The 21,964-nt window shown below is 67.0% G+C and carries 15 protein-coding genes and 1 riboswitch; of the genes, 9 read left to right on the top strand and 6 right to left on the bottom strand.

All coding sequences use genetic code 11. From position 1 onward, the window contains the following. Positions 1-29: 29 nt before the first annotated feature. The 3 genes from LK996_RS14930 to LK996_RS14920 are packed head-to-tail and all read left to right on the top strand — an operon-like array spanning position 30 to position 7,887. Positions 30-5,528 carry a HAMP domain-containing protein gene (locus tag LK996_RS14930; protein WP_230528163.1) on the top strand — a complete coding sequence of 1,833 codons (5,499 nt, stop codon included), beginning with the start codon at positions 30-32 and terminating at the stop codon, positions 5,526-5,528. After that, positions 5,513-7,225: a response regulator gene (locus LK996_RS14925; RefSeq protein ID WP_230528162.1), complete on the top strand. Its 1,713-nt coding sequence runs from the start codon at positions 5,513-5,515 to the stop codon at positions 7,223-7,225. The genes LK996_RS14930 and LK996_RS14925 overlap by 16 nt, the downstream gene beginning before the upstream one ends. Then, positions 7,225-7,887, top strand: a complete 663-nt coding sequence (locus tag LK996_RS14920) for a sensor histidine kinase (protein WP_230528161.1) — start codon at positions 7,225-7,227, stop codon at positions 7,885-7,887. The genes LK996_RS14925 and LK996_RS14920 overlap by 1 nt, the downstream gene beginning before the upstream one ends. 4 nt (positions 7,888-7,891) lie before the next feature. Here the strand turns inward: LK996_RS14920 and ligD are convergent, their stop codons facing one another. Together ligD and ku are read right to left on the bottom strand one after the other, a co-directional pair. Further along, positions 7,892-8,794 (bottom strand): non-homologous end-joining DNA ligase, encoded by a 903-nt coding sequence (ligD, locus tag LK996_RS14915; RefSeq protein WP_230528160.1) that lies wholly within the window; start codon positions 8,792-8,794, stop codon positions 7,892-7,894. A gap of 33 nt (positions 8,795-8,827) precedes the next feature. Next, entirely contained in the window at positions 8,828-9,739 is a 912-nt protein-coding gene (gene ku / locus LK996_RS14910) for a non-homologous end joining protein Ku (protein ID WP_230528159.1), read from the bottom strand. 204 nt (positions 9,740-9,943) lie between these two features. On the opposite strand from ku, the gene LK996_RS14905 reads away from it, so the two are divergent. The 3 genes from LK996_RS14905 to LK996_RS14895 all read left to right on the top strand — a co-directional run bounded on the left by LK996_RS14905 (position 9,944) and on the right by LK996_RS14895 (position 11,709). Next, positions 9,944-10,327 (top strand): phasin family protein, encoded by a 384-nt coding sequence (locus LK996_RS14905; protein WP_230528158.1) that lies wholly within the window; start codon positions 9,944-9,946, stop codon positions 10,325-10,327. A gap of 129 nt (positions 10,328-10,456) precedes the next feature. Continuing rightward, a complete protein-coding gene (locus LK996_RS14900) occupies positions 10,457-10,798 on the top strand; it encodes a PadR family transcriptional regulator (protein WP_230528157.1) in 342 nt (113 codons plus the stop codon). Continuing rightward, positions 10,795-11,709: a hypothetical protein gene (locus tag LK996_RS14895; RefSeq protein ID WP_230528156.1), complete on the top strand. Its 915-nt coding sequence runs from the start codon at positions 10,795-10,797 to the stop codon at positions 11,707-11,709. Before LK996_RS14900 ends, LK996_RS14895 begins: the two co-directional genes overlap by 4 nt. A gap of 87 nt (positions 11,710-11,796) precedes the next feature. Here the strand turns inward: LK996_RS14895 and LK996_RS14890 are convergent, their stop codons facing one another. The 3 genes from LK996_RS14890 to bioD form a co-directional block, all read right to left on the bottom strand. Next, the gene (locus tag LK996_RS14890) at positions 11,797-14,937 is read right to left on the bottom strand and encodes an efflux RND transporter permease subunit (protein WP_230528155.1); all 3,141 of its coding nucleotides are present in this window, start codon (positions 14,935-14,937) and stop codon (positions 11,797-11,799) included. A gap of 18 nt (positions 14,938-14,955) precedes the next feature. Continuing rightward, positions 14,956-16,161 carry an efflux RND transporter periplasmic adaptor subunit gene (locus tag LK996_RS14885; RefSeq protein WP_230528154.1) on the bottom strand — a complete coding sequence of 402 codons (1,206 nt, stop codon included), beginning with the start codon at positions 16,159-16,161 and terminating at the stop codon, positions 14,956-14,958. 106 nt (positions 16,162-16,267) lie between these two features. Then, positions 16,268-16,945 (bottom strand): dethiobiotin synthase, encoded by a 678-nt coding sequence (gene bioD, locus LK996_RS14880; RefSeq protein ID WP_230528153.1) that lies wholly within the window; start codon positions 16,943-16,945, stop codon positions 16,268-16,270. Positions 16,946-17,001: 56 nt separating this feature from the next. On the opposite strand from bioD, the gene LK996_RS14875 reads away from it, so the two are divergent. The 3 genes from LK996_RS14875 to btuB all read left to right on the top strand — a co-directional run bounded on the left by LK996_RS14875 (position 17,002) and on the right by btuB (position 20,105). Beyond that, a complete protein-coding gene (locus LK996_RS14875; RefSeq protein WP_230528152.1) occupies positions 17,002-17,484 on the top strand; it encodes a GAF domain-containing protein in 483 nt (160 codons plus the stop codon). Continuing rightward, positions 17,481-17,858, top strand: coding sequence for a TfoX/Sxy family protein (locus tag LK996_RS14870; RefSeq protein WP_343225887.1), 378 nt, complete (start codon positions 17,481-17,483; stop codon positions 17,856-17,858). Before LK996_RS14875 ends, LK996_RS14870 begins: the two co-directional genes overlap by 4 nt. 35 nt (positions 17,859-17,893) lie before the next feature. Further along, a riboswitch (cobalamin riboswitch) is annotated at positions 17,894-18,115 on the top strand. A 121-nt stretch (positions 18,116-18,236) separates the two neighbouring features. Beyond that, positions 18,237-20,105 (top strand): TonB-dependent vitamin B12 receptor, encoded by a 1,869-nt coding sequence (gene btuB, locus LK996_RS14865; RefSeq protein ID WP_230528151.1) that lies wholly within the window; start codon positions 18,237-18,239, stop codon positions 20,103-20,105. Between the two features lie 115 nt (positions 20,106-20,220). Here btuB and LK996_RS14860 read toward each other — a convergent pair whose 3' ends face one another. Beyond that, a complete protein-coding gene (locus tag LK996_RS14860; RefSeq protein WP_230528150.1) occupies positions 20,221-21,963 on the bottom strand; it encodes a S8 family peptidase in 1,743 nt (580 codons plus the stop codon). Position 21,964 lies beyond the last annotated feature (1 nt).

The raw sequence follows: 21,964 nt of genomic DNA, 5'->3' as shown, positions 1-21,964 counted from the left end.
CCGTGGGGACGGGCACCGGAGGTCCTCCCGTGAATCACGAAAGCCAGCCCGCCCGGCGCTCGCGCCGCGGCGCCGCCGCCTCAACTGCATCCGAAACGATCGCCGCACCGACGCCACCGTCGGCGCAAGCGGTCGAAATGGAAGCGCTCCAGCAACTGCTGATGGCCATGAACTCGGTCCGCGAAGGCGACTTCTCGGTCCAGCTCCCGGCGCATTGGGAAGGCATGTCCGGCAAGCTCGCCGACGCCTTCAACGACATCGTCAACCAGAACAAGCGATTGGCGAACGACCTCGCGCGCGTCGCGCAGCGCGTCGGCGGCGAAGGCCGCACGCGGCAGCGCATGCCGTCGGCGAATCGACAGGGCCAGTGGGCCGACATGGAGTCGTCGGTCAACGGCCTGATCCGCGACATGGCGCGCCCGATCGAAACGATGACCGAAGCGATGGCCGCGGTGGCCAAGGGCGACCTCTCGCGCACCGTGTCGCTCGACAGCGACGGACGTCCGTTGCAGGGCGAGTTCCTGCGCGCGGCGAACATCGTGAACCGCATGCTCGAGCAGATGAGCGAGTTCTCGTCGGAAGTGACGCGCGTGGCGCTCGAAGTGGGCACCGCGGGCCGCCTCGGCGGCCAGGCGAAGGTGAAGGGCGTGTCGGGCGTGTGGAAGGACCTCACCGACTCGGTGAACCAGATGGCGTCCAACCTCACCGCGCAGGTGCGCAACATTTCCGAGGTGACGATCGCGGTGGCGAACGGCGACCTCTCGCGCAAGATCACGGTGGACGTGCGCGGCGAGATCCTGCAGCTGAAGGAAGCCATCAACACGATGGTGGACCAGCTGCGCGGCTTCGCTTCCGAAGTGACGCGCGTGGCGCGCGAAGTGGGTACCGAAGGTAAGCTCGGCGGCCAGGCGATCGTGCCGGGCGTCGCCGGCACTTGGAAGGACCTCACCGACTCCGTGAACGCGATGGCGTCGAACCTGACGTCGCAGGTCCGCAACATCGCGGAAGTGACGACCGCCGTGGCGAAGGGCGATCTCTCGCGCAAGATCACGGTGGACGTGCGCGGCGAAATCCTCGAACTGAAGAACACCATCAACACGATGGTCGACCAGCTCAACGGCTTCGCCGCGGAAGTGACGCGCGTGGCGCGCGAAGTGGGTACCGAAGGCAAGCTCGGCGGCCAGGCCGTCGTGCCCGACGTCGCAGGCACGTGGAAGGACCTCACCGACTCCGTCAACTCCATGGCGTCGAACCTGACGTCGCAGGTGCGCAACATCGCGGAGGTGACGACCGCGGTGGCGAAGGGCGATCTCTCGCGCAAGATCACGGTGGACGTGCGCGGCGAAATCCTGGAACTGAAGGACACCATCAACACGATGGTGGACCAGCTCAACGGCTTCGCGGCGGAAGTGACGCGCGTGGCGCGCGAAGTGGGTTCCGAAGGTCGCCTCGGCGGCCAGGCCGTCGTGCCCGGCGTCGCCGGCACGTGGGCCGACTTGACCGACTCGGTCAACGCGATGGCGTCCAACCTCACTTCGCAGGTGCGCAACATCGCCGAAGTGACGACCGCCGTGGCGAAGGGCGACCTCTCGCGCAAGATCACGGTGGACGTGCGCGGCGAAATCCTCGAACTGAAGAACACCATCAACACGATGGTGGACCAGCTCAACGGCTTCGCGGCGGAAGTGACGCGCGTGGCGCGCGAAGTGGGTTCCGAAGGTCGCCTCGGCGGCCAGGCCGTCGTGCCGGGCGTCGCGGGCACGTGGGCGGATCTCACCGACAACGTGAACTCGATGGCGTCGAACCTCACGACGCAGGTGCGCAACATCGCCGAAGTCACCACCGCGGTGGCGAAGGGCGATCTCTCGCGCAAGATCGCGGTGGACGCGCGCGGCGAAATCCTGCAGCTCAAGGACGCCATCAACACGATGGTCGACCAGCTCAACTCCTTCGCCGCGGAAGTGACGCGCGTGGCGCGCGAGGTGGGCACGGAAGGCAAGCTCGGCGGCCAGGCGCAGGTGCCGGGCGTCGCAGGCACGTGGAAGGACCTGACCGACAACGTGAACTCGATGGCGTCGAACCTGACGACGCAGGTGCGCAACATCGCCGAAGTCACCACCGCGGTGGCGAAGGGCGATCTCTCGCGCAAGATCGCGGTCGACGCGCAGGGCGAAATCCTGCAGCTGAAGTCGACGATCAACGTGATGGTGGACCAGCTCAACGGCTTCGCGGCGGAAGTGACGCGCGTGGCGCGCGAAGTGGGCACCGAGGGCAAGCTCGGCGGCCAGGCGCAGGTGCCCGGCGTCGCGGGCACGTGGAAGGACCTCACCGACAACGTCAACTCGATGGCGTCCAACCTCACCACGCAGGTGCGCGGCATCGCGAAGGTGGTGACCGCGGTGGCCAACGGCGACCTGCACCAGAAGCTGACGGTGGAAGCGAAGGGCGAAATCGCCGAGCTCGCCGACACCATCAACTCGATGACCGAGACGCTGGAAATCTTCGCCGACCAGGTGACGACGGTGGCGCGCGAAGTGGGCGTCGAAGGCCGCCTCGGCGGCCAGGCCAACGTGCCGGGCACCGCGGGCATCTGGAAGGACCTCACCGCCAACGTGAACCAGCTCGCGGCGAACCTCACCACGCAGGTGCGCGCGATCGCGGAAGTAGCGACGTCGGTGACGCAGGGCGATCTCACGCGTTCGATCCAGGTGGACGTGCGCGGCGAGCTCGCCGACCTGAAGGACAACATCAACGCGATGATCGGCACGCTGCGCGCGACGACCGAATCGAACCGCGAGCAGGACTGGCTGAAGACGAACCTCGCCAAGTTCTCCGGCATGATGCAGGGCCAGCGCGACCTGATCACGCTCGGCCACATGCTGCTGTCGGAACTCGCACCGCTGGTCTACGCGCAGCAGGGCGTGATGTACGTGGTGGAAACCGACGAACGTCGCGGCCGCAATCGCCTGCGCCAGCTCGCCGGCTACGCCGACATGAGCGGCAACGACGACGAACCGCGCTATGTCGAATTCGGCCAGGGCCTGATCGGCCAGTGCGCTGCGCAGGCGGAAATGATCGCCATCGACGACGTGCCGGCCGGCACAGTGCAGATCGAATCGGGCCTGATCAGCGCCGTGCCGCGCAGCGTGGTGGTGCTGCCGGTGTTGTTCGAAGACCAGGTCAAGGCGGTCATCGAACTCGCATCGCTCACCGAGTTCACGCCGTCGCAGCGCGCGTTCCTCGAACAGCTGTCGGGTTCGATCGGCATCGTGCTCAACACCATCGAAGCGACGATGCGCACCGAACGCCTGCTCTCGCAGTCGCAGCAGCTCGCCGGCGAACTGCAGTCGCAGCAGAAGGAACTGCAGCAGACCAACGAGGAAATCGCGCTCAAGGCCGCGCTGCTCGCCGAACAGAAGACCGAGGTGGAGCGCAAGAACCAGGAAATCGAACAGGCGCGCGGCGCGCTCGAAGAGAAGGCCGCCGAGCTCGCGCTGACCTCGCGGTACAAGTCCGAGTTCCTCGCGAACATGTCGCACGAGCTGCGCACGCCGCTCAACTCGATCCTGATCCTCGGCCAGCAGCTGGCCGAGAACCCGGAGGAGAACCTTTCGGATCGCCAGGTCGAGTTCGCCAAGACGATCCACGCCGCGGGCTCCGACCTGCTGCACCTGATCAGCGACATCCTCGATCTGTCGAAGATCGAATCGGGCACGGTGACGGTCGACAGCGAAGAGATCGCGTTCTCGCACCTGCGCGAAAACCTCGAGCGCGGCTTCCGCCACGAGGCCGAACGCCGGCGCCTGGATTTCTCGGTCGACTTCCCGCAGGACATCGGTCGTTCGATGCATTCGGATCCCAAGCGCCTGCAGCAGATCCTCAAGAACCTGTTGTCCAACGCGCTCAAGTTCACCGAACGCGGCAGCGTGCGCCTGTCGGCTCGCGTGGCGTCGCAAGGCTGGACCGAGGGCCATCCTGTGCTCGACAACGCACCGACGGTCATCGCCTTCGAAGTCACCGACACCGGCATCGGCATCTCGTCGGAGAAGCAGAAGATCGTCTTCGAGGCCTTCCAGCAGGCCGATGCGGGCACGTCGCGCAAGTACGGCGGCACGGGCCTGGGCCTTGCGATCTCGCGCGAGATCGCGGGCCTGCTCGGCGGCGAACTGCGCCTGCAGAGCGCGCTCGGCAAGGGCTCGACGTTCGTCCTGTACCTGCCGCTGGATTACGTCGGCACCGGCGAACCGGTCGCCAGCATGTTCGGCCACAAGCCCGCGCACCCGGTCGCGCACGTCGAACACGCGTTCGCAGACCTCGTCGAAGTGGCGGACGATCGCGATCGACTCGATCCGGACAAACCCATCCTGCTCGTGGTCGAAGACGATTCGAACTACGCCGCGATCCTGCGCGACCTGGCGCGCTCGCGCGGGTTCCAGGTGCTCACCGCCAACCGCGGCGCGGAAGCGTTGCGGCTGGTGCGCGAGTACGCGGTCAATGCGATCACGCTCGACATCTTCCTGCCCGACATGCTCGGCTGGACCGTGCTCGCGCGCCTCAAGCAGGATTCGAGCACGCGCCACATCCCGGTGCAGATCGTGACGATCGAGGAAGAGCGCCACCACAGCATCGAGCGCGGCGCGTTCTCGTATCTCGCCAAGCCTTCGACGCCGGAATCGATCGAAGGCGCGCTCGAACGCATCCGCCAGTACACCCTGCCCCGCACCAAGCGCCTGCTCATCGTCGAGGACGACGACCGCGAGCGCATGAGCATCGAGGAATTGCTGCGCCACGACGACATCCAGATCGACACGGCGAAGACCGGCGAGGCGGCGCTGTCGAGCCTGATGGAGACCGAATACGATTGCGTCGTGCTCGACCTCCGCCTGCCCGACATGAGTGGCCTGGACCTGCTCGATCGCGTGCAGGACGAGCCGCAGTTGCACGAGGTGCCGATCGTCGTGTTCACCGGCAAGGAACTCACCGCCGATGAAGACACGCGACTGCGCAAGGCCGCGCGCAGCGTGGTGATCAAGGGCGTGGAATCGCCGGAGCGCCTGCTCGACGAGACCTCGCTGTTCCTGCACCGCGTGATCGCCGACCTGCCGCCGCAGAAGCAGCGCATGGTGCAGCGCCTGCACGAGACCGACGACGCGCTGAAGTCCAAGCGCGTGCTGGTGGTCGACGACGACGTGCGCAACATCTTCGCGCTGTCGAGCGTGCTCGAACGCCACGGCATGAGCGTGATCACCGCCGGCACCGGCCACGAGGCGATCGAGAAGGTCGCCGAGGATCCGGACATCGACCTGGTGCTGATGGACATCATGATGCCGGGCATGGACGGCTACGACACGATGCGCGCGATCCGCGGCATGCCCGATGCGCGCGCGTTGCCGATCGTCGCGCTCACCGCGAAGGCGATGAAGGGCGACCGCGAGAAGTGCCTCGAAGCCGGCGCGTCCGATTACCTCGCCAAGCCCGTCGTCACCGACCAGCTCCTCGGAGTGCTGAGGCAATGGCTGCATCGCTGATGCCGATCGCGAACGGACCCGGCTCGACGCCGGTCAACATCCTGCTGGTCGACGACCAGCCGGGACGCCTGCTCACGTACCGAGCGATCCTCGAACCGCTCGGCGAGCGGCTCGTGGACGCGAGCTCCGGTCCGGAAGCGCTGCAGAAGCTGATGCAGGACGAGTTCGCGGTGATCCTGCTCGACGTCAACATGCCCGGCATGGACGGCTTCGAGACGGCGAGCATGATCCACCAGCACCCGCGCTTCGAACGCACGCCGATCATCTTCGTCACCGCGGTCAACGTGTCCGACCTCGATCGCATGCGCGGCTACAAGCTCGGCGCCGTCGACTACGTGATGGTGCCGGTGATCCCGGAGATCCTGCGTTCGAAGGTGGTCGTGCTCGCGGAGTTGTTCCGCAAGCGGCGCGAACTGCAGCACGCCAACGAACGCCTCGCCGCGGCCAACGAAGCGTTGCGCACCGAGAAGGCGCGCGAGCTCGAACAGCTCAACGAATCCCTGCGCCTGGCGAACGTCGAACTCGCGCAGCGCAACGTCGACCTGCAGTCGCAGATCGGCGAACGCCTGCGCGCCGAAGCGCAGTTGCGCGAACTGGACCGGCGCAAGGATGAGTTCCTCGCCACGCTCGCGCATGAGCTTCGCAATCCGCTGGCGCCGCTGCGCAACGCGGTCAGCATCCGCAAGCTGACGGGCAGCGACGATCCCTTCCAGGACATGATGGAGCGCCAGCTCGGCTTGCTGGTGCGCCTGATCGACGACCTGCTGGATGTGGCGCGCATCAGCCGCGGCAAGCTCGTCCTCAAGCCAGAGCCCACGACGCTGCAGCAGATCCTGCACGCGGCGATCGAGACCGCGTCGCCGACGCTGGAAGCCGGCGCGCATCCGCTGCAACTCGCGTTGCCGGAAACGCCGCTGCCCATGCTCGCCGACGGCGATCGCCTGTCGCAGGTGTTCTCCAACCTGCTGAGCAACGCGGCCAAGTATTCGGATGCGGGCAGGCCGATCGAGGTGGTCGCCAATCGCGACGGCCATTCGGTCACGGTGAGCGTGCACGACCGTGGCATCGGCCTCACGCAGCGCCAGATAGAAGAAGTGTTCGAGCTGTTCGCGCAGGTCGACACCTCGGTCGAGCGCGCGCGCGGCGGTCTCGGGATCGGTCTCACGCTGGTCAAACAACTCGTCGAGATGCATGGCGGTACCATCCGCTGCGAGAGCCCGGGCCTTGGCGAAGGGAGCGTCTTCATCGTGACTCTGCCGTTGCGCGACGTGACCCCGGAACCGGTGCGTGCACCGGTCGCGCCCATGCGTGCGCAGCCGAAGGGCGCGCATCGCATCCTCGTCCTCGACGACAACCGCGACGCGGCGGACACGCTGGCGATGATGCTGGAACTGCTGGGCCACGAAGTGCGTCGTCTCTACGATCCGCACGAGGCGCTGGTGGAAGTGCAGTCGTTCGATCCCGACCTGGTGTTCCTCGACATCGGCATGCCCAGCCTCAGCGGTTACGAACTGGCGCAACGCTTGCGCCAGCAACCGGGCGGCAGCCGGCGCGTGCTCGTCGCGGTCACCGGCTGGGGCCAGCCGGACGATCGGCGCCGCACCGCGGAAGCCGGGTTCGACCATCACCTGGTGAAGCCGCCGGATCTCGACGTCGTGCGCCTGATCTGCGACGAAACCCAACCCCGGGTGTTCTGATGGCCAACGACGCTTCACGCGGTGACACACCCTGGTTCAATCGACTCGCACACGACCTCCGTAGTCCGCTCACTTCGCTGCAGACCGCCGCGTACCTGATGCGCACGGATCCCGGCAACGCGAATGCGAAGGAGCTCGCGGATATCGTCGTGCGCCAGTCGCAACGCATGGCGCGCATGATCGACGAGCTCGACGACTGGTCGCGCGCGGAACAACAGCGACTCGTCGATCGCAGCGGTCGCGTCGAACTCGCCGGCACGCTCGACATGGCGGTCGGCTCGGTGCACGGCAGCACGATCGATCCGCACTACGGCGACGGCACGCAGGACGCGATGGTGCTCGGCGATGCGGGACGGCTGGCGCAGATGTTCCGCACGCTGGTCGAGCAGGTCGTCGCGCGCGATCCGCAAGGCGCGCGCGTGGCGGTGTCGCGTCGCGACGGCAGCGCCGAAGTCGTGTTCGCGGACAACGGTCCCGCGCTAGACGACGAAGCGCGCGCGCGATTGCTGGTCGCTCCGCAAATCCCGCCGCCCGACGACGGCCTCGGCCTGCGACTGCTCATCGCGAAGGCGATCGTCGAAGCGCACGAAGGCACGCTCGCGATCGATGGCGCGGGCGACGGCGCGACTCAGCGCATCCGCTGCACGCTGCCGCTGGCTTGAACGATCAGTGCAGGTCGGCTGCCTTCGGCAGTCGCTGGTCGCGCGCGCCCGCGTAGTCCCAGATCGGCGCATCCACGCGCTTCATCGCATCGCGCAACTTGAAGCGATCCGCCGAACGCACGCGCGCGAACTCGTCCCACGTCACCGGCATCGCGACCGGCGCGCCCTTGCGCGCGCGCAGCGACCAGCTCGCCACCGCGGTCGCGCCGCGGCCGTTGCGCAGCCAGTCGATGAAGATGCGGCCTTCGCGCTTGGCCTTGCTCATCGTCGCGACATAGCGCGCCGGCGCGCGCGCTTCCATCGCGTGCGCGAAACGATCGGCGAACTCGCGCGCCTGGTCCCACGCGTAGCGCCGCGCGATCGGCACGACGAGATGCACGCCCTTGCCGCCGGTGAGGCGCGGGAAGGATTGCAGTTCGAACTCCGCGAGCGTGTCGCGCAGTTCGCGCGCCGCGGCCTTGATCTTCGGCCATGCCATGCCTTCGTCGGGATCGAGATCGAAGATCAGTCGATCGGGTTTCTCCAGCGTTTTCACCCGAGAGCCCCACGGATGGAACTCGACGACGTTCATCTGCGCGAGCGACAGCACGCCCGCGAGGTCGTCGAGCCACGCGTACTGCGCGCGCTTGCCGTCGTTCTCCGCGATCTCCATGCGGTGCAGCGACTTGAACGCGGGGCCGAGGTGTTTCTGGAAGAAGCGTTCGCCGTCGATGCCGTCGGGGCAACGCACGACCGACATCAGCCGATCTCCGGCGTCTTCGATCAGGCGGTCGGCGACGGCTTCGTAGTATTCGAAGACGTCGCGCTTGGTGATCCCCGCGTCCGGGTACACCACGCGATCGGGCGACGACAGCGTGGGGCGCGTGGTCTTGCGCGACGCCGTGGCAGAGGCAGTGCCAGTGCGCATCGTCGCCGTCGTGGTCCTGCGCGCAACCACCGGTCAGGCGCTCTTCTTGCTCTTGCTGGCCGAACGCGTGGTGGACTTGGCCGGTGCCTTCTTCGTCGCGGGCTTCTTCGCCGCCTTGCGCGCGGTGGTCTTCGCCGGCGCTTCGCCCTTCTTGTCCAGGCTCTTCTTGAGCAGCGCCATGAAGTCGACGACGTTGGTGGTCGCATCGTGCGTGGGCGCTTCCTCTTCCGCGACTTCCGTGGTCGCACCCTTCTGCTTCATGCGCTTCTTGATGGCGGCGGTCAGGCGCTCGCGGAATTCGTCCTTGTAGTCTTCCGGATCGAAGTCGCTCGCCATCGATTCGAGCAGCGTCGTCGCCATCTCCATTTCCTTCGGCGAGACGTGCCACTTGCTCGCGCTGCCTTCGGGGATGTTGTATTCCTCGACGGCGACGATCTCCTCGGGGAATCGCAACAGGATCAGCATCAGCGCATCCTCCTGCGGCACCACCATCGACAGGTATTCCTTCGTGCGGATCACCACGCGGCCGATGCCGACCTTGCCGGTCTTCTTCAGCACTTCGCGCAGCAGCACGTAGCCCTTCTCGGCTTTCTTGCCGGGCACCAGGACGTAGGGCTTCTCCAGGTATTGCGGGCCGATCTGTTCGCGATCGACGAAGGCTTCGATGTCGATGACTTCGCGATTCTCGGCCGCGGCCTCGGCGATGTCCTCGGGTTCGAGCACGACGTAGTGGCCCTTCGAATACTCGTACGCCTTGACGATTTCCTTCCACGGCACTTCTTCGCCGGTCTCGGCGTTGACGCGCTCGTACTTGATCGGCGCCTTGTTGCGCTGGTCCATCTGCCGGAAGTGCAGTTCGTTGCGCTTCTCGCCCGTCATCAACTGGATCGGGATGTTGAGCAGGCCGAACGAGAGGGTGCCGTTCCAGATGGGGCGGGCTGCCATGACCGCGAACTCCGGGTGGGCCTTCCAGCGTCGCGCCGGATGAGTCGGCGCCGCGTGAATGCATCGGCGACACGTAACACGCTGATTTCACGGAGGTTACAGCCAGCCGAACGGGCCGACGAGCGGTTGTTGCACTGCAGCAAGATCGTCCCGTATGCTGCACCGCAACATCCGGCATCCCGCCGGGTCTCCGTGGAGGTTCCCATGTACCAGCAGATCAACGAGCAGTTCGCCGCTGCCTCGCGCCAGTTCGCGGACACCGCGGCCCAGATCAACCGCCTCGCCCTCGACAACGCCACCCAGGTCTTCGGCCTGCAGCTGGCCGCGTTCGAAGCCGGCACCAACGCGACGTTCGCGTTCCTCGGCGAAGTCGCCGAAGTGCGTAATCCCGAGCAGCTCAAGGCCGTGTTGCCGAAGGGCCTGCAGGTCGCGCGCGAGAACGTCGAGCGTTCGATCGCCACCGGCCAGGACGTCATCGGCCGCACGCTGAAGGCGCAGGAAGCCATCGGCCAGATCGCGAAGTCGCAGTTCGAAGCGACCGCGAAGCAGGCGACCGAAGAAGTGACCAAGGCCGCCAAGGCCAAGTAAGCCGTCGTCCCCGCGATCCGGGGATCCATGCCCGACACCCGACCCTCCCCCATCCGGGGGAGGGTTTTTTGTATTGACGTACTGTGTGCCGCAATGTAGTGTGCGCCACAAGTCACAAGGCGGAACACCGTGGACGCTCGCGAGAACCCCGGACCGAAACTGGAAGGCGAACTGCGCCGAGGCGCGCTGGTGCTGGCCGTCCTCTCGCAACTGCGCGAGATGCAGTACGGCTATTCGCTGCGCCAGGCCCTGGCCCAACGCGGCATGGCGATCGAGGAAGGCACGCTCTATCCGCTGCTGCGCAGGCTCGAAGCGCAGGGCGTGCTCGCCTCTGAATGGCGAATCGAAGAAGGACCGCCGCGGCGCTACTACCGATTGAACGACGCAGGCGAGGCGTTGCTCGCCGAATTGACCGGTACCTGGAACGCCCTCGTCGGCACGATGTCCGGTCTGCTTGGGAGCGGGAAATGAACGCGAACGACGTGATCGAATCCTACGTGGCCGACGTGATCCGCCGCGTTCCCCTGAAAGAACGCAACGACATCGGCTTCGAGTTGCACACGCTGCTCACCGAGATGCTCGATGCGCGCGCGCAGGCCGCCGGCAAGCCGGCCGATGACGCGATGGTGCTCGCGATGCTGCGCGAGTTCGGCGCGCCCGCCGACATCGCGGCGCGTTACCGCGCACCGGGCTTCGTGATCATTCCGCCGGAACAGACGCGTTCCTTCGCATGGCTGTCGCTCACCGGCATTGTGTTGCAGTGGGCGGTGACGTTGCCGCGCGTGTCGGACGACGACTACACGATCACCCACTGGTGGCTGACGTGGGGCCTCGGCGCCTTCTGGTGGCCGGGCTTCATGGCGATGATGTCGCTGCTCGTGGCGTGGATCGGCCAGTGGCGTTCCGGCGAAGCGCCGTGGTCGCCGCGCGACGTCGATCCCGATCGCGTCAATCGCGGTGCGATGGCGGTCGGCGTGGTGTCGTACGCGCTCGCGGTGGCGATGATGATCGCGATGCCGTCGATCACCGCGCAGTTGCCCGCGCCGTTCCCGCGCATCTTCGAGTTCGCTCCCGGTTTCCTGGCGACGCGCGCATGGGTCGTCGTGGCGTTGTGGCTCGCGGGCCTCGCGATGCTGACCGCGGTGTTGTCGAAGGGCCGCTGGACGCGCACGACGCGACGCATGGAGATCGGCTTCTCGATTGCGTGGCTCGTGGTGCTGGGCTGGCTGATCTCGAGCGAGATGTTCGTGCAGCCTGCGACCAACGAAGGCGCGCGTTTCGGCCTCGGCATCGTGATGCTGATCGTGATCATCGGCCTCGGGGTGAGCCTGTTCCGCATGCGCCCCGGCCTGCATGCGCCGAAGATCGCGACGCGCCACTGACTGCGCCCATGACGGCGGAACATCGCCGCGAAAAAAAGACGCCCTCGCAAGAGGGCGTCTTTCGTTACGAACGCTGCGATCAGCGGATCAGTGCGCCGCTTCCGGCACCGCGCCGCCCTCGCCTTCGATGCGACGGCGCTCCTGCGCGATCGCATAGTGGTCGCGACCGATCAGCAGGTAGATCACCGGCACGACGAACAGGGTGAAGAACGTGCCGATGCCCATGCCGCCCACGATCACCAGGCCGATCTGGTTGCGCGCTTCGGCGCCCGCGCCGGCCGCGATCATCAGCGGCAGCGCGCCGAACACCATCGCGCCGGTCGTCATCAGGATCGGACGCAGGCGCAGCGCGGAGGCTTCGATCACGGCCTGCAGCTTCGTGCGGTTCTCTTCCTGCAGCTGGTTGGAGAACTCGACGATCAGGATGCCGTGCTTCGCGATCAGGCCGACGAGCGTGACGATGCCGATCTGGCTGTAGATGTTCCAGGACGCAGCGACATTCCACAGGCCCGCCGACGTGCCCCAGTTCGCGAGGCTCAGGAAGAGGAACGCGCCGAACGCCGCGAGCGGCACCGCGAGCAGGATCACGAACGGATCGATCCAGCTTTCGAACTGCGCGGCCAGCACCAGGAAGATGAAGGCGATCGCGAGCAGGAAGATGAAAAGGAAGTCGCTGGACGACTCGCGGAACTCGCGGCTCTGCCCGCCGAGGTCGTACGTGGTTTCCGGCGCCACTTCGGCCAGCGCGCCCTCCATCCACGTCAGCGCTTCGGCCATCGTGTAGCCGGGCGCCAGACCCGCGGAGATCGTCGCCGCGCGCAGCTTGTTGAAGTGGTTGAGTTCCTTCGCCGCCACCGTCTCGCGCACGTTGACCAGGTTGGCCAACTGGATCATCTGGCCTTCGGGGTTGCGCACGAAGATGTTCGACACGTCGCCCGGCACGCGGCGCTCCGCGTCCTCGACCTGCACGATCACGTCGTACTGCTCCGAGCCTTTCTTGAAGCGCGTGACGTTGCGGCCGCCGAGCAGCGTTTCCAGCGTGCGGCCCACCACGTCGACGTCGCTGCCGACGGTGGCGACGCGGTCGCGGTCCACTTCGACCTTCAGCTGCGGCTTGTTGAGCTTGAGGTCGGTGTCGGGGTTGGTCAGGCGCGGATTCTCCGTCGCCATCTTCGCCATCATGCGGCTCACGACGGTGTTGAGTTCTTCCCACGTGCCCGTGCTCTGCACGACGAACTCCACCGGCTGGCCGAAGCCCTGCTGGCCGAGCGGCGGCGGCGTGACGGTGAATGCCATGACGCCCGGGATCGCGAAGAACATCTGCGCCGCAAGACCGCTCGGCGGGAAGGGACTCCCCGCGATGGCCTGCGCCGATTGCTTGCGATCCGCCCAGTCCTTGAGCATCACGAAGCCGATGGTCTGCGTGACGTCGGGAAAGCCGACGATCTGGAACACGCGCTGCTGGTCGGGCAACGCGAGCAGCATGCCTTCCATCTGGCGCGCGTACTTGTCGGTGTATTCGACCGTCGAGCCTTCCGGCGCGATGCCCATGCCGATGATGAAGCCCTGGTCTTCCTGCGGCGCGAGTTCCTTGGGCATGAAGTAGAACAACCCGCCCGCCAGCGCGAACACCACGAGACCGACGCCGACGACGGCCCACTTCAGCTCGAGCGCCTTGGTCAGCGTCGCGCGATAGCCGTTGTCGAGCTTGCGCAGCATGCGCTCGCCGAACTCGTAGAAGCGCCCGTGCTTGGTTTCGTGCTTGAGCAGCTTCGAGCACATCATCGGCGACAGCGTCAGCGCGGTGAAGCCGGACACGAGCACCGCGCCCGCCAGCGTCAACGCGAACTCGACGAACAACTTGCCGGTACGGCCGGTGGAGAACGCCAGCGGCACGTACACCGCGGCCAGCGTCAGGGTCATCGCGATGATCGCGAAGCCGATTTCCTTGCTGCCCTGCAACGCCGCCTGGAACGGTGGGACGCCTTCTTCCACGTGGCGATAGATGTTCTCGAGCATGACGATCGCGTCGTCCACCACGAGACCGATGGCAAGCACCATCGCCAGCAATGTGAGCGTGTTAATCGTGAAGCCGAACACGTACATCAGCGCGAACGCACCGACCAGCGACAACGGGATCGTCACCAGCGGGATCAGCACCGCGCGCCAGCTGCGCAGGAACAGGAAGATCACGATGATCACGAGGACGATCGCCTCGCCCACCGTGCGGTACACCTCTTCGATCGAGTGGCGGATGAAGATCGTCGAGTCGTACGCGATCTCGACCTTCATGCCTTCCGGCAGCGAGCGCGTGATCTGCGGCAGCATCACTTCGAGCGCGTCGGAGATGTCGAGCGGATTGGCGACCGCCTGCTTCACGATGCCCAGCGGCACCGCATTGGTGCCGTTGTAGCGCGCGCGGAAGCGGTCTTCCTGCTGCCCGAGTTCGACGCGCGCGACATCGCGAAGGCGCACGAGCGTGCCGTTGAACTGGCCGAGGATGATCGCGCCGAATTCCTCCGGCGTCTGCAGGTCGGTCTGCGACAACACGGTGAACTCACGCGACTTGCCTTCGACACGGCCCGCCGGGATTTCGACGTTCTGCGCGCGCAGTGCGTTCTCCACGTCCTGCGGCGTCATGTTGAAACCGGCCAGGCGCTGCGGCTGGATCCACACGCGCATCGCGAAGGTGCTCGAATACACCTGCGCCTGCGCGACGCCCGGGATCGTCTGCACGCGATCCTTCACCAGGCGCTCGGCGTAGTCGGCGATCTCCACCTGCGAATGGCGGGTCGACGAGAACGCGAGGTAGATGATCGGCTGCTGGTCGGCTTCCTGTTTCTGGATGATCGACTCGTCGGCTTCCTCGGGCAGGAAGCCGCGGGCCTGCGCGACGCGGTCGCGCACGTCCGACGCCGCGGCGTCGGGATCGCGGTTGAGGCGGAAGCGGATCGTCACCTGCGACGACTGCTCGCGGCTCGTCGACTGCATGTATTCGATGCCTTCGACGCCCGACAACGCATCCTCGATCGGCTGCGTGATCTGCGATTCGATGACCTGCGCGCTCGCACCGGGGTACGTCGTGTTGACGGTGACGACCGGCACGTCGACGTTCGGGATCAGGCGCACCGCGAGGCGCTGGAACGAGATGATGCCGACGAGCAGCACCACCAGGTTGATCACCATCGCGAAGACGGGGCGACGGATCGAGATATCTGACAAGACCATGGGGGGTTGGCCTCCGGATTACTTGGCGGACTGCGGCGCAGCCTTCGCGGCCGCTTGCTTCTTTTCCGCAGGCGTCGCCGGCTTCGCGGGCGCATTGCCCTGCGGCATGCCCGGCAGTTCCGCCGGCAACACCTGCACGGCGAGACCTTCGTTCATGATCGGCTTCGTCTGGCCCGACGTGATCACGACGTCGCCGGCCTTCAGCCCTTCGGTCACCTGCACGCGACCCGGCACGCGCAGGCCGGTCTTGATCTCGACGCGATGCGCCTTGCCGTCGACGACGGTGTAGACGAAGCGCACGTTGCCGTCCTGCAGCAGCGCCTGTTCCGGCACGAGCACGCCTTCGCCACCGGCGGTGCCGGTGTTGAGTTGCAGGCGCGCGAACTGGCCCGGACGCAGGCGGCCGTCTTCGTTCGGCAAACGCGCACGCAGGCGAGCACTGCGGCTCGTCGCGTCGATGACCGGATCGATCGCTTCGACGATGCCGTCGAACACTTCGCCCGGGAACGCATCGACGGTCACGAAGATCTTCTGGCCATCCTTCAATTCCGCGATGGTCGCTTCCGGCGCGCTGAAGTCGACTTCGATCGGATCCAGGCGCACGAGCGTGACGAGGTCCTGGCCGACGGTGACGAATGCGCCGACGCTGACGTTGCGCAGGCCGATCTGGCCATCGAACGGCGCGCGCAGCGACATCTTCGCCAGCGCGGTGCGTGCCGATTCGGCGCGCGCCACGTCGACGCCGTGCTGCGCGACGGTGTTGTCGTAATCCGATTGCGCGATCAGCTTCTGCGCGACCAGCTCCTTCGAACGCGCTTCGGCGGACTTGCTGTTCTTCAGGTTCGCCTGCGCTTCGTTGTACGCGGCCTGCGGGATCGATGCGTCGAGCTGGAACAGCACCTGCCCCTGCCTGACCCGGCTGCCTTCGGTGAAATTGATGCGCTCGATGCGGCCGGCGATTTCCGGTCGCACGACGACTTGTTCGTCCGCGCGCAGGCTGCCGACGGTCTGCAGGCCGCCGGTGAGCCGTTCGGTCTTCAGCGTGACCGCTTCGACGGGCATCGGCGGCATGCCGCCGCCGGGAGGACCGCCTTCGCCGCCGCCCGGCGCTGCCGCGGCCTGGTCCTTGCCGCCGCACGCGGCGACGAGCAATGCGAGCGCGAGTGCGCCCGCGAGCTTCGCGGTGCGTGCGGCGGTGGGGTTGCTTCCGAGCTTCGAGGCCATGCGGGGGGCTGCCTTATCCGTTTTCTGTACGCGACAGTTTAGCTTGATCGCAGTCAGGAGGAACCCCTGCTGGAAGTCAGGCGCGCTGTTGAGACAATTCGGACGCTTACAGTCGAAACGAGGGCGGCCACGCCAGGTGCTGCGACATCCGCGCCGGATCGGGATGCGGATCGTTGGGCAATACGCCCCAGCACGGCGCCTGCAGGCGTTCGCGCAGCAACGCGAGATTGTCGTCGACGCGCGCCATCAATGGGTCGACGCCGGTCGCGATCCACCCCGCGAGGCGGCATCCGTCCGCGGCGATCGCACGCTCGCTGAGGTAGGCATGGTTGAGGCAGCCCAGCCGCAGGCCGACGACGAGCACGACCGGAACGTCGAGCGCACGGACGAGATCGGCCTGCATGAGTTGCGTCGCGAGCGGCGCCATCCACCCGCCCACGCCTTCGACGATGACGCAGTCCGCCTGCGCGGACAGGCGCGCGTGCGCGTCGAGGATCGGGCCCAGCGCGACGTCGACATGCGCGTCGCGCGCGGCGAGTTCCGGTGCGAGCGGATGTTCGAGCGCGAAGGGATTGATGTCTTCGTAGCGCGCTTCGAATGCACCGGCGCGTTGCAACGCGAGCGCATCCTCGTTGCGCCACGCGCCGTCGATGCGTTCGCAGCCGCTCGCCACCGGCTTCATGCCGAGCGCGCGCACGTCCGCGCGACGCAGCGCATGCAACAGCGCGCCGCTCGCGAGCGTCTTGCCGACGCCCGTGTCCGTTCCGGTGACGTAGAGGCCCATGAACGTTCCCCTTTCGGCGTCCGGCGCCATGGTAACCGCGCTGCTAGACTCGCGACATGTTCACCGCCTCCACGCTGTCGGGCAGCAAGCCCGAGCAATACCGCCAGCTCGCCGAACAGGCGAAGGCCCTCCTGCACGGCGAAAGCGACCGCATAGCGAACGCCGCCAACCTCTCGGCGCTGATCTACCACGCGCTGCCGAACCTCAATTGGGCCGGTTTCTACTTCTTCGACGGCACCGAGCTCGTCGTCGGCCCCTTCCAGGGCCTGCCGGCGTGCGTGCGCATTCCGCTCGACAAGGGCGTGTGCGGCGCGGCGGCGACGACGCACCAGACGCAGCGCATCGACGACGTGCACGCGTTCCCCGGCCATATCGCCTGCGATTCGGCCTCCAATTCCGAACTCGTCGTCCCCCTCGTGAAGGACGGCGCGCTCGTCGGCGTGCTCGACCTCGACAGTCCGGTCCACGCGCGTTTCGGCGTTGAAGATCAGGAGGGGCTCGAAACGCTCGCCCGCCTGTTCGTGGAGTCGTTGGGGTGAACACCGCCAAGTTGCGCAACATCGGGCCGAAGAGCGCGGCCTGGCTCCGCCAGGTCGGCTTGCGCTCGCGCGAGGACCTCGAGGCCGTCGGCGCGGTCGACGCGTTCATGCGCGTGAAACGCGCGGGCTTCAAGCCCAGCCTCAATCTCCTGTATGCGCTCGAAGGCGCGCTGCTCGACTGCCATTGGCAGGACGTGCCGGAAGAACGCCGCAGCGAGCTCGTGCTCGCCGCCGACGCGGCCACGGCCCTGTTGCCGCCGCCGCGCAACCGCCCCGCCGCCGCGCCCGTGACCACGACCCAGGTCGCCGACACCGAAGAAGCGGCGCCGGCCTTCTCGTTGTTCGACGAACCCCACGGCCACGACGCGGACTGACGCGCGGCGCTTCCGCGCATTCATCGCGATGGGTACACTGCGCGCTGCTTCGAGGTGACCTGACGGCATTCGCCGGAGGGTTGAAACGGGAAGCCGGTGACCGATCGCGTTGCGATCCCATTCCGGCGCTGCCCCCGCAACGGTAAGCGTGCAGGCCGACGCATCCGCCACTGTGCATCCGCACGGGAAGGCGCATCGGCCCGGATCGATCGATCCAGCACGCGAGCCCGGAGACCGGCCACGAAGTCGTCTGGTTGCGATGCGGAGGGCGTCGCGGCGGCAGCGCCGTCCGCCGGCACTCCGCATGCATTCCCTTCCTGTCGCGACTCCCTTGGAAATCCCAGGGCGCGCGGGCGTGCGCGCCGGAGTCCGAACATCATGTCGCGCAACACCCTCGCCGCCGCAGTCGCGGTGGCTATCGCCTTTACCTCGCACGTCGCCTTCGCGCAATCGCAGGACGCCGACACGCTCGACGAAGTCACCGTCACCGGCACGCGCACCGCGGTCACCGTCGACGACTCGCTGTCCGCCGTCGAAGTGATCGACCGCGCGGAGATCGAACGCACGCAGGCGCAATCGCTCCCCGACCTGCTGCGCGGCCGCGCCGGCATCAACCTCGTCAACCAGGGCGGCAAGGGCAAGCTGACGACGCTGTTCCTGCGCGGCAGCGAATCCGACCACACGTTGTTCCTCATCGACGGCGTGCGCGTGGGTTCGTCGACGTCGGGGCTCACCGCGTTGCAGGACATCCCGGTCGAGTTGATCGAGCGCATCGAAATCGTGCGCGGTCCGCGTTCGAGCCTCTACGGGTCGGATGCGATCGGCGGTGTCATCCAGGTGTTCACGCGCCGCACGCAGCAAGGCGTGCGTCCGCGCTTCATGGTCGGCGGCGGCACGAACGACCTGCGCGAGATGAGCGCGGGCGTCGACTTCGGGTTCGATCGCGCGTGGTTCGGCGCGGACTACAGCCACCAGGCGACCGACGGGTTCAACTCGTGCACGGGTGCGGCGACGCCGGTGTTCGCCGGCTGCTTCATGGACAACCCGGATCCCGACGCCGACGGTTACGAGAGCAACGCGATCTCCGTGCGCGGCGGCGTGCGTCCGGTCGACGGGCTGTCGATCGAAGGCCATGCGCTGCGCAACGAAGGCCGCAACGAGTTCGACGCCGATCCGATGTTCGGTCTCGGCGATGTGTCGAACACCGTGCAGCAGGTCGTCGGCGGCAAGGCGAAGTGGGATCTCGGCCGCGTGTCGCTGACGCTCGCCGGCGGCAACAACGTCGATCGTTCGCTGCAGTCGCGCGACGATGCATTCGCCGACTTCTTCGAGAGCCATCGCGCGAGCGCGTCGCTGCAGGCGGATGTGCGCGTGGCCACGGGTCAGGTCGCGACGTTCGGTTACGACTGGCAGCGCGACACGGGGCACGTCGAGGATCTGTTCTCGCAGTACGACGCGCGTCGCCAGAATCGCGCGGTGTTCGCGCAGTACCAGGGCGCGTTCGGTGCGCACGACGTGCAGGCGAGCGTGCGGCGCGACGACAACGAACAGTTCGGCGGACATACGACCGGCGCGCTCGCGTGGGGCATGGATCTTTCGAACGGCTTCCGCATCACCGCGAATGCGGGCAGTGCGTTCAAGGCGCCGACGTTCAACGAACTGTACTTCCCGTTCTTCGGCAACCCGGACCTCGCGCCGGAGGAATCGGAGACATTCGAGCTGGGCGTCGGCCAGAAGCGCAACGCGTGGCACTGGGACGTGCATGCGTTCCAGACCGACGTCGACAACCTGATCGTGTACGACTCGTCGATCTTCGTCGCCAACAACATCGAATCGGCGCGCATCCGTGGCGCGGAACTCACCGGCGGATTCACGCTGGCGGAATGGACGTTCGCCGGCGCGGCGAGCTACGTCGATCCGCGCAACGACACCGCGGGCACGAACGACGACAAGGTGCTGCCGCGCCGTTCCCGCGCTTCGGGTCGCCTGGATGTCGATCGCGCGTTCGGCGATTTGAGCGTCGGCGCGACGTGGATGGCGGAAGACCGCCGCTTCGAGAACGTCGACAACTCGATCGAACTCCCGGGCTATTCGACGTTCGACCTGCGCGGCGCGTGGCGCGTCGCCGAGGCGTGGACGCTGCAGGCGCGCGTGTCGAACGTGTTCGACCGCGAATACGAAACCGCGGCGTACTACCCGCAGGCCGGCCGCGAATTTGGCCTGGTGCTGCGCTACGCCGCACGCTGACCACGCCGCCGCGCACTGACCGCCCCCCCGCGAGGCGTGCCGGACGACGTGCTTCCCTTTCCCCACGGATGGGGCCACGTCGCCGGCACGCTGTCGCGTCACTCCCGATGTCGCGTCATTCCACGGTCGCGCGAAGCGATACGCCGCTGAAGGCCTTCGCGCCGTGCACGGCGACGTGCCATTTGCCCGCGGCGGGTGCGTCGATCACGACGATACCGTTGTTGCCGGGACGCACGGACTTCGCATCGTGCGCGTCCGGAAAGGCGTGCTGCCCGAGGCGCAGGTACAGATCCGCATCGCCGGTGCCCGCGTAACTGCGCAAGGTCAGGCGCGTGGTGTTCTCGGGCACGGTGACCGCGAAGTGACGCGCCTGCGCGGCCTTTGCGTGGATGTGCTGGATCGGCGTGTGGGTGGACAGGTCGGTCGGTCGCGGGGGTTGCACGAAACCGATCTTCGCCGCCTCCACCGCGAGGCCCGCGTCGACGATGCCGCTGCCGATCTTCTTGTCGATCGGCATCGGGAACATGCGCGCACTGTCGGCGAGCAACGTCGCGATCTCCGCCGGCGTGTACGGCGTCGGCGCGACCGATTGCATCATCGCGACGATCGCGGCCACGTGCGGTGCGGCCATCGACGTGCCGACGTTCCCCTCCATCTTCGGATTCTCCGGGCCGGTCGCACCGGAGTTGAACGTCGACCAGATGAAGCCGCCCGGAAACCACACGTTGCCGCGGTTCTGGTCGTTGAGGAACCCGCCGCCACCGGGCGCTGCAACCGTAACGATGTCGCCCCAGTTGGAATAGAACGCGCGCCGCCCCGTGAGCCCGCTCGCGCCGACGACGATGACGTTCTTGCAGTTCGCGGGCGTGAATTCCTGCGCGTTGCGATCGTTGTTCCCCGCGGCGACGACGACCGTCGAACCGCGCGCGACTGCGCCGTCGATCGCTTCCTGCATATAGATCGGGCACGCACCGGGGCCGCCGAGACTGAGGTTCAGCACTTCTGCAGGCGTGGCGTTGGCGGGCACGCCGGTCACGGTGCCGCCCGACGCCCAGGTCACCGCGGCGGCAATATCCGACGCGTTGCCGCCGCAATGTCCCAGCACGCGCATCGGCAACAACTTCGCGTCGTACGCCATGCCGGCCATGTACTGGCCGTTGTGGGTGACTGCCGCGATGGTTCCCGCGACATGCGTGCCGTGCCAGCTGCTCTTCCCACCCTTGCACGCTTCCAGGTAGGGCGACAGGTGCTCCCAGTCGCCGAGGTCCCAGCCGCCGGGTTTGCGTGTGCTGTCGGCGCGACCGGATTGGAAGGGGTCGGTCATGAAGTCGTAGCCCGCGCCGGCCACGACGTTCGCATCGAGATCCGGATGTGCGGTGATGCCCGTGTCGAGCACCGCGACGACGATGCCCTTGCCGGTCGCACCCTGCGCCCACGCGGCGGGCGCGTTGACGCCGCCCCGCCAGTCGTAGAGGTCGGCCTGCATCTGCTTGTAGCCCCGACCGTTGTCGAGTTCGATGTAGTTGCGATACCACGGGTCGTCTGGGACGGCCTGCGCGCGTTGCAGGACGAGATCGCGCACGGCGTATTGCACGTCGCGATGCTTCGAAAGTTTCGCGATCGTCGCATCGGCCTGGCCCTTGCCGACGCGCAGGACCTGCGTGCCGTTCGCCATGCGTTGGACCGACTGCGCCCCAGGTGCGAGCGTGCGCAACGCCATCGCCGGTTGCATGCGGGCGACGCTGGTGTCGCGGAATTTCACCACGATGCGGTTGGGATCATAGGCGTGGGCCGAACCCACCAGCGACAGGAGCGAAAGGAACGCGGCGCCGCGCAGGATGTGCTTGTGCAATTGCATG

It is taken from the genome of Noviluteimonas lactosilytica, assembly GCF_020866925.1.
Classification (GTDB): domain Bacteria; phylum Pseudomonadota; class Gammaproteobacteria; order Xanthomonadales; family Xanthomonadaceae; genus Noviluteimonas; species Noviluteimonas lactosilytica.
Note: the sequence above shows the minus strand (reverse complement) of the source record. Positions and strands in the feature narration are given on the sequence as shown.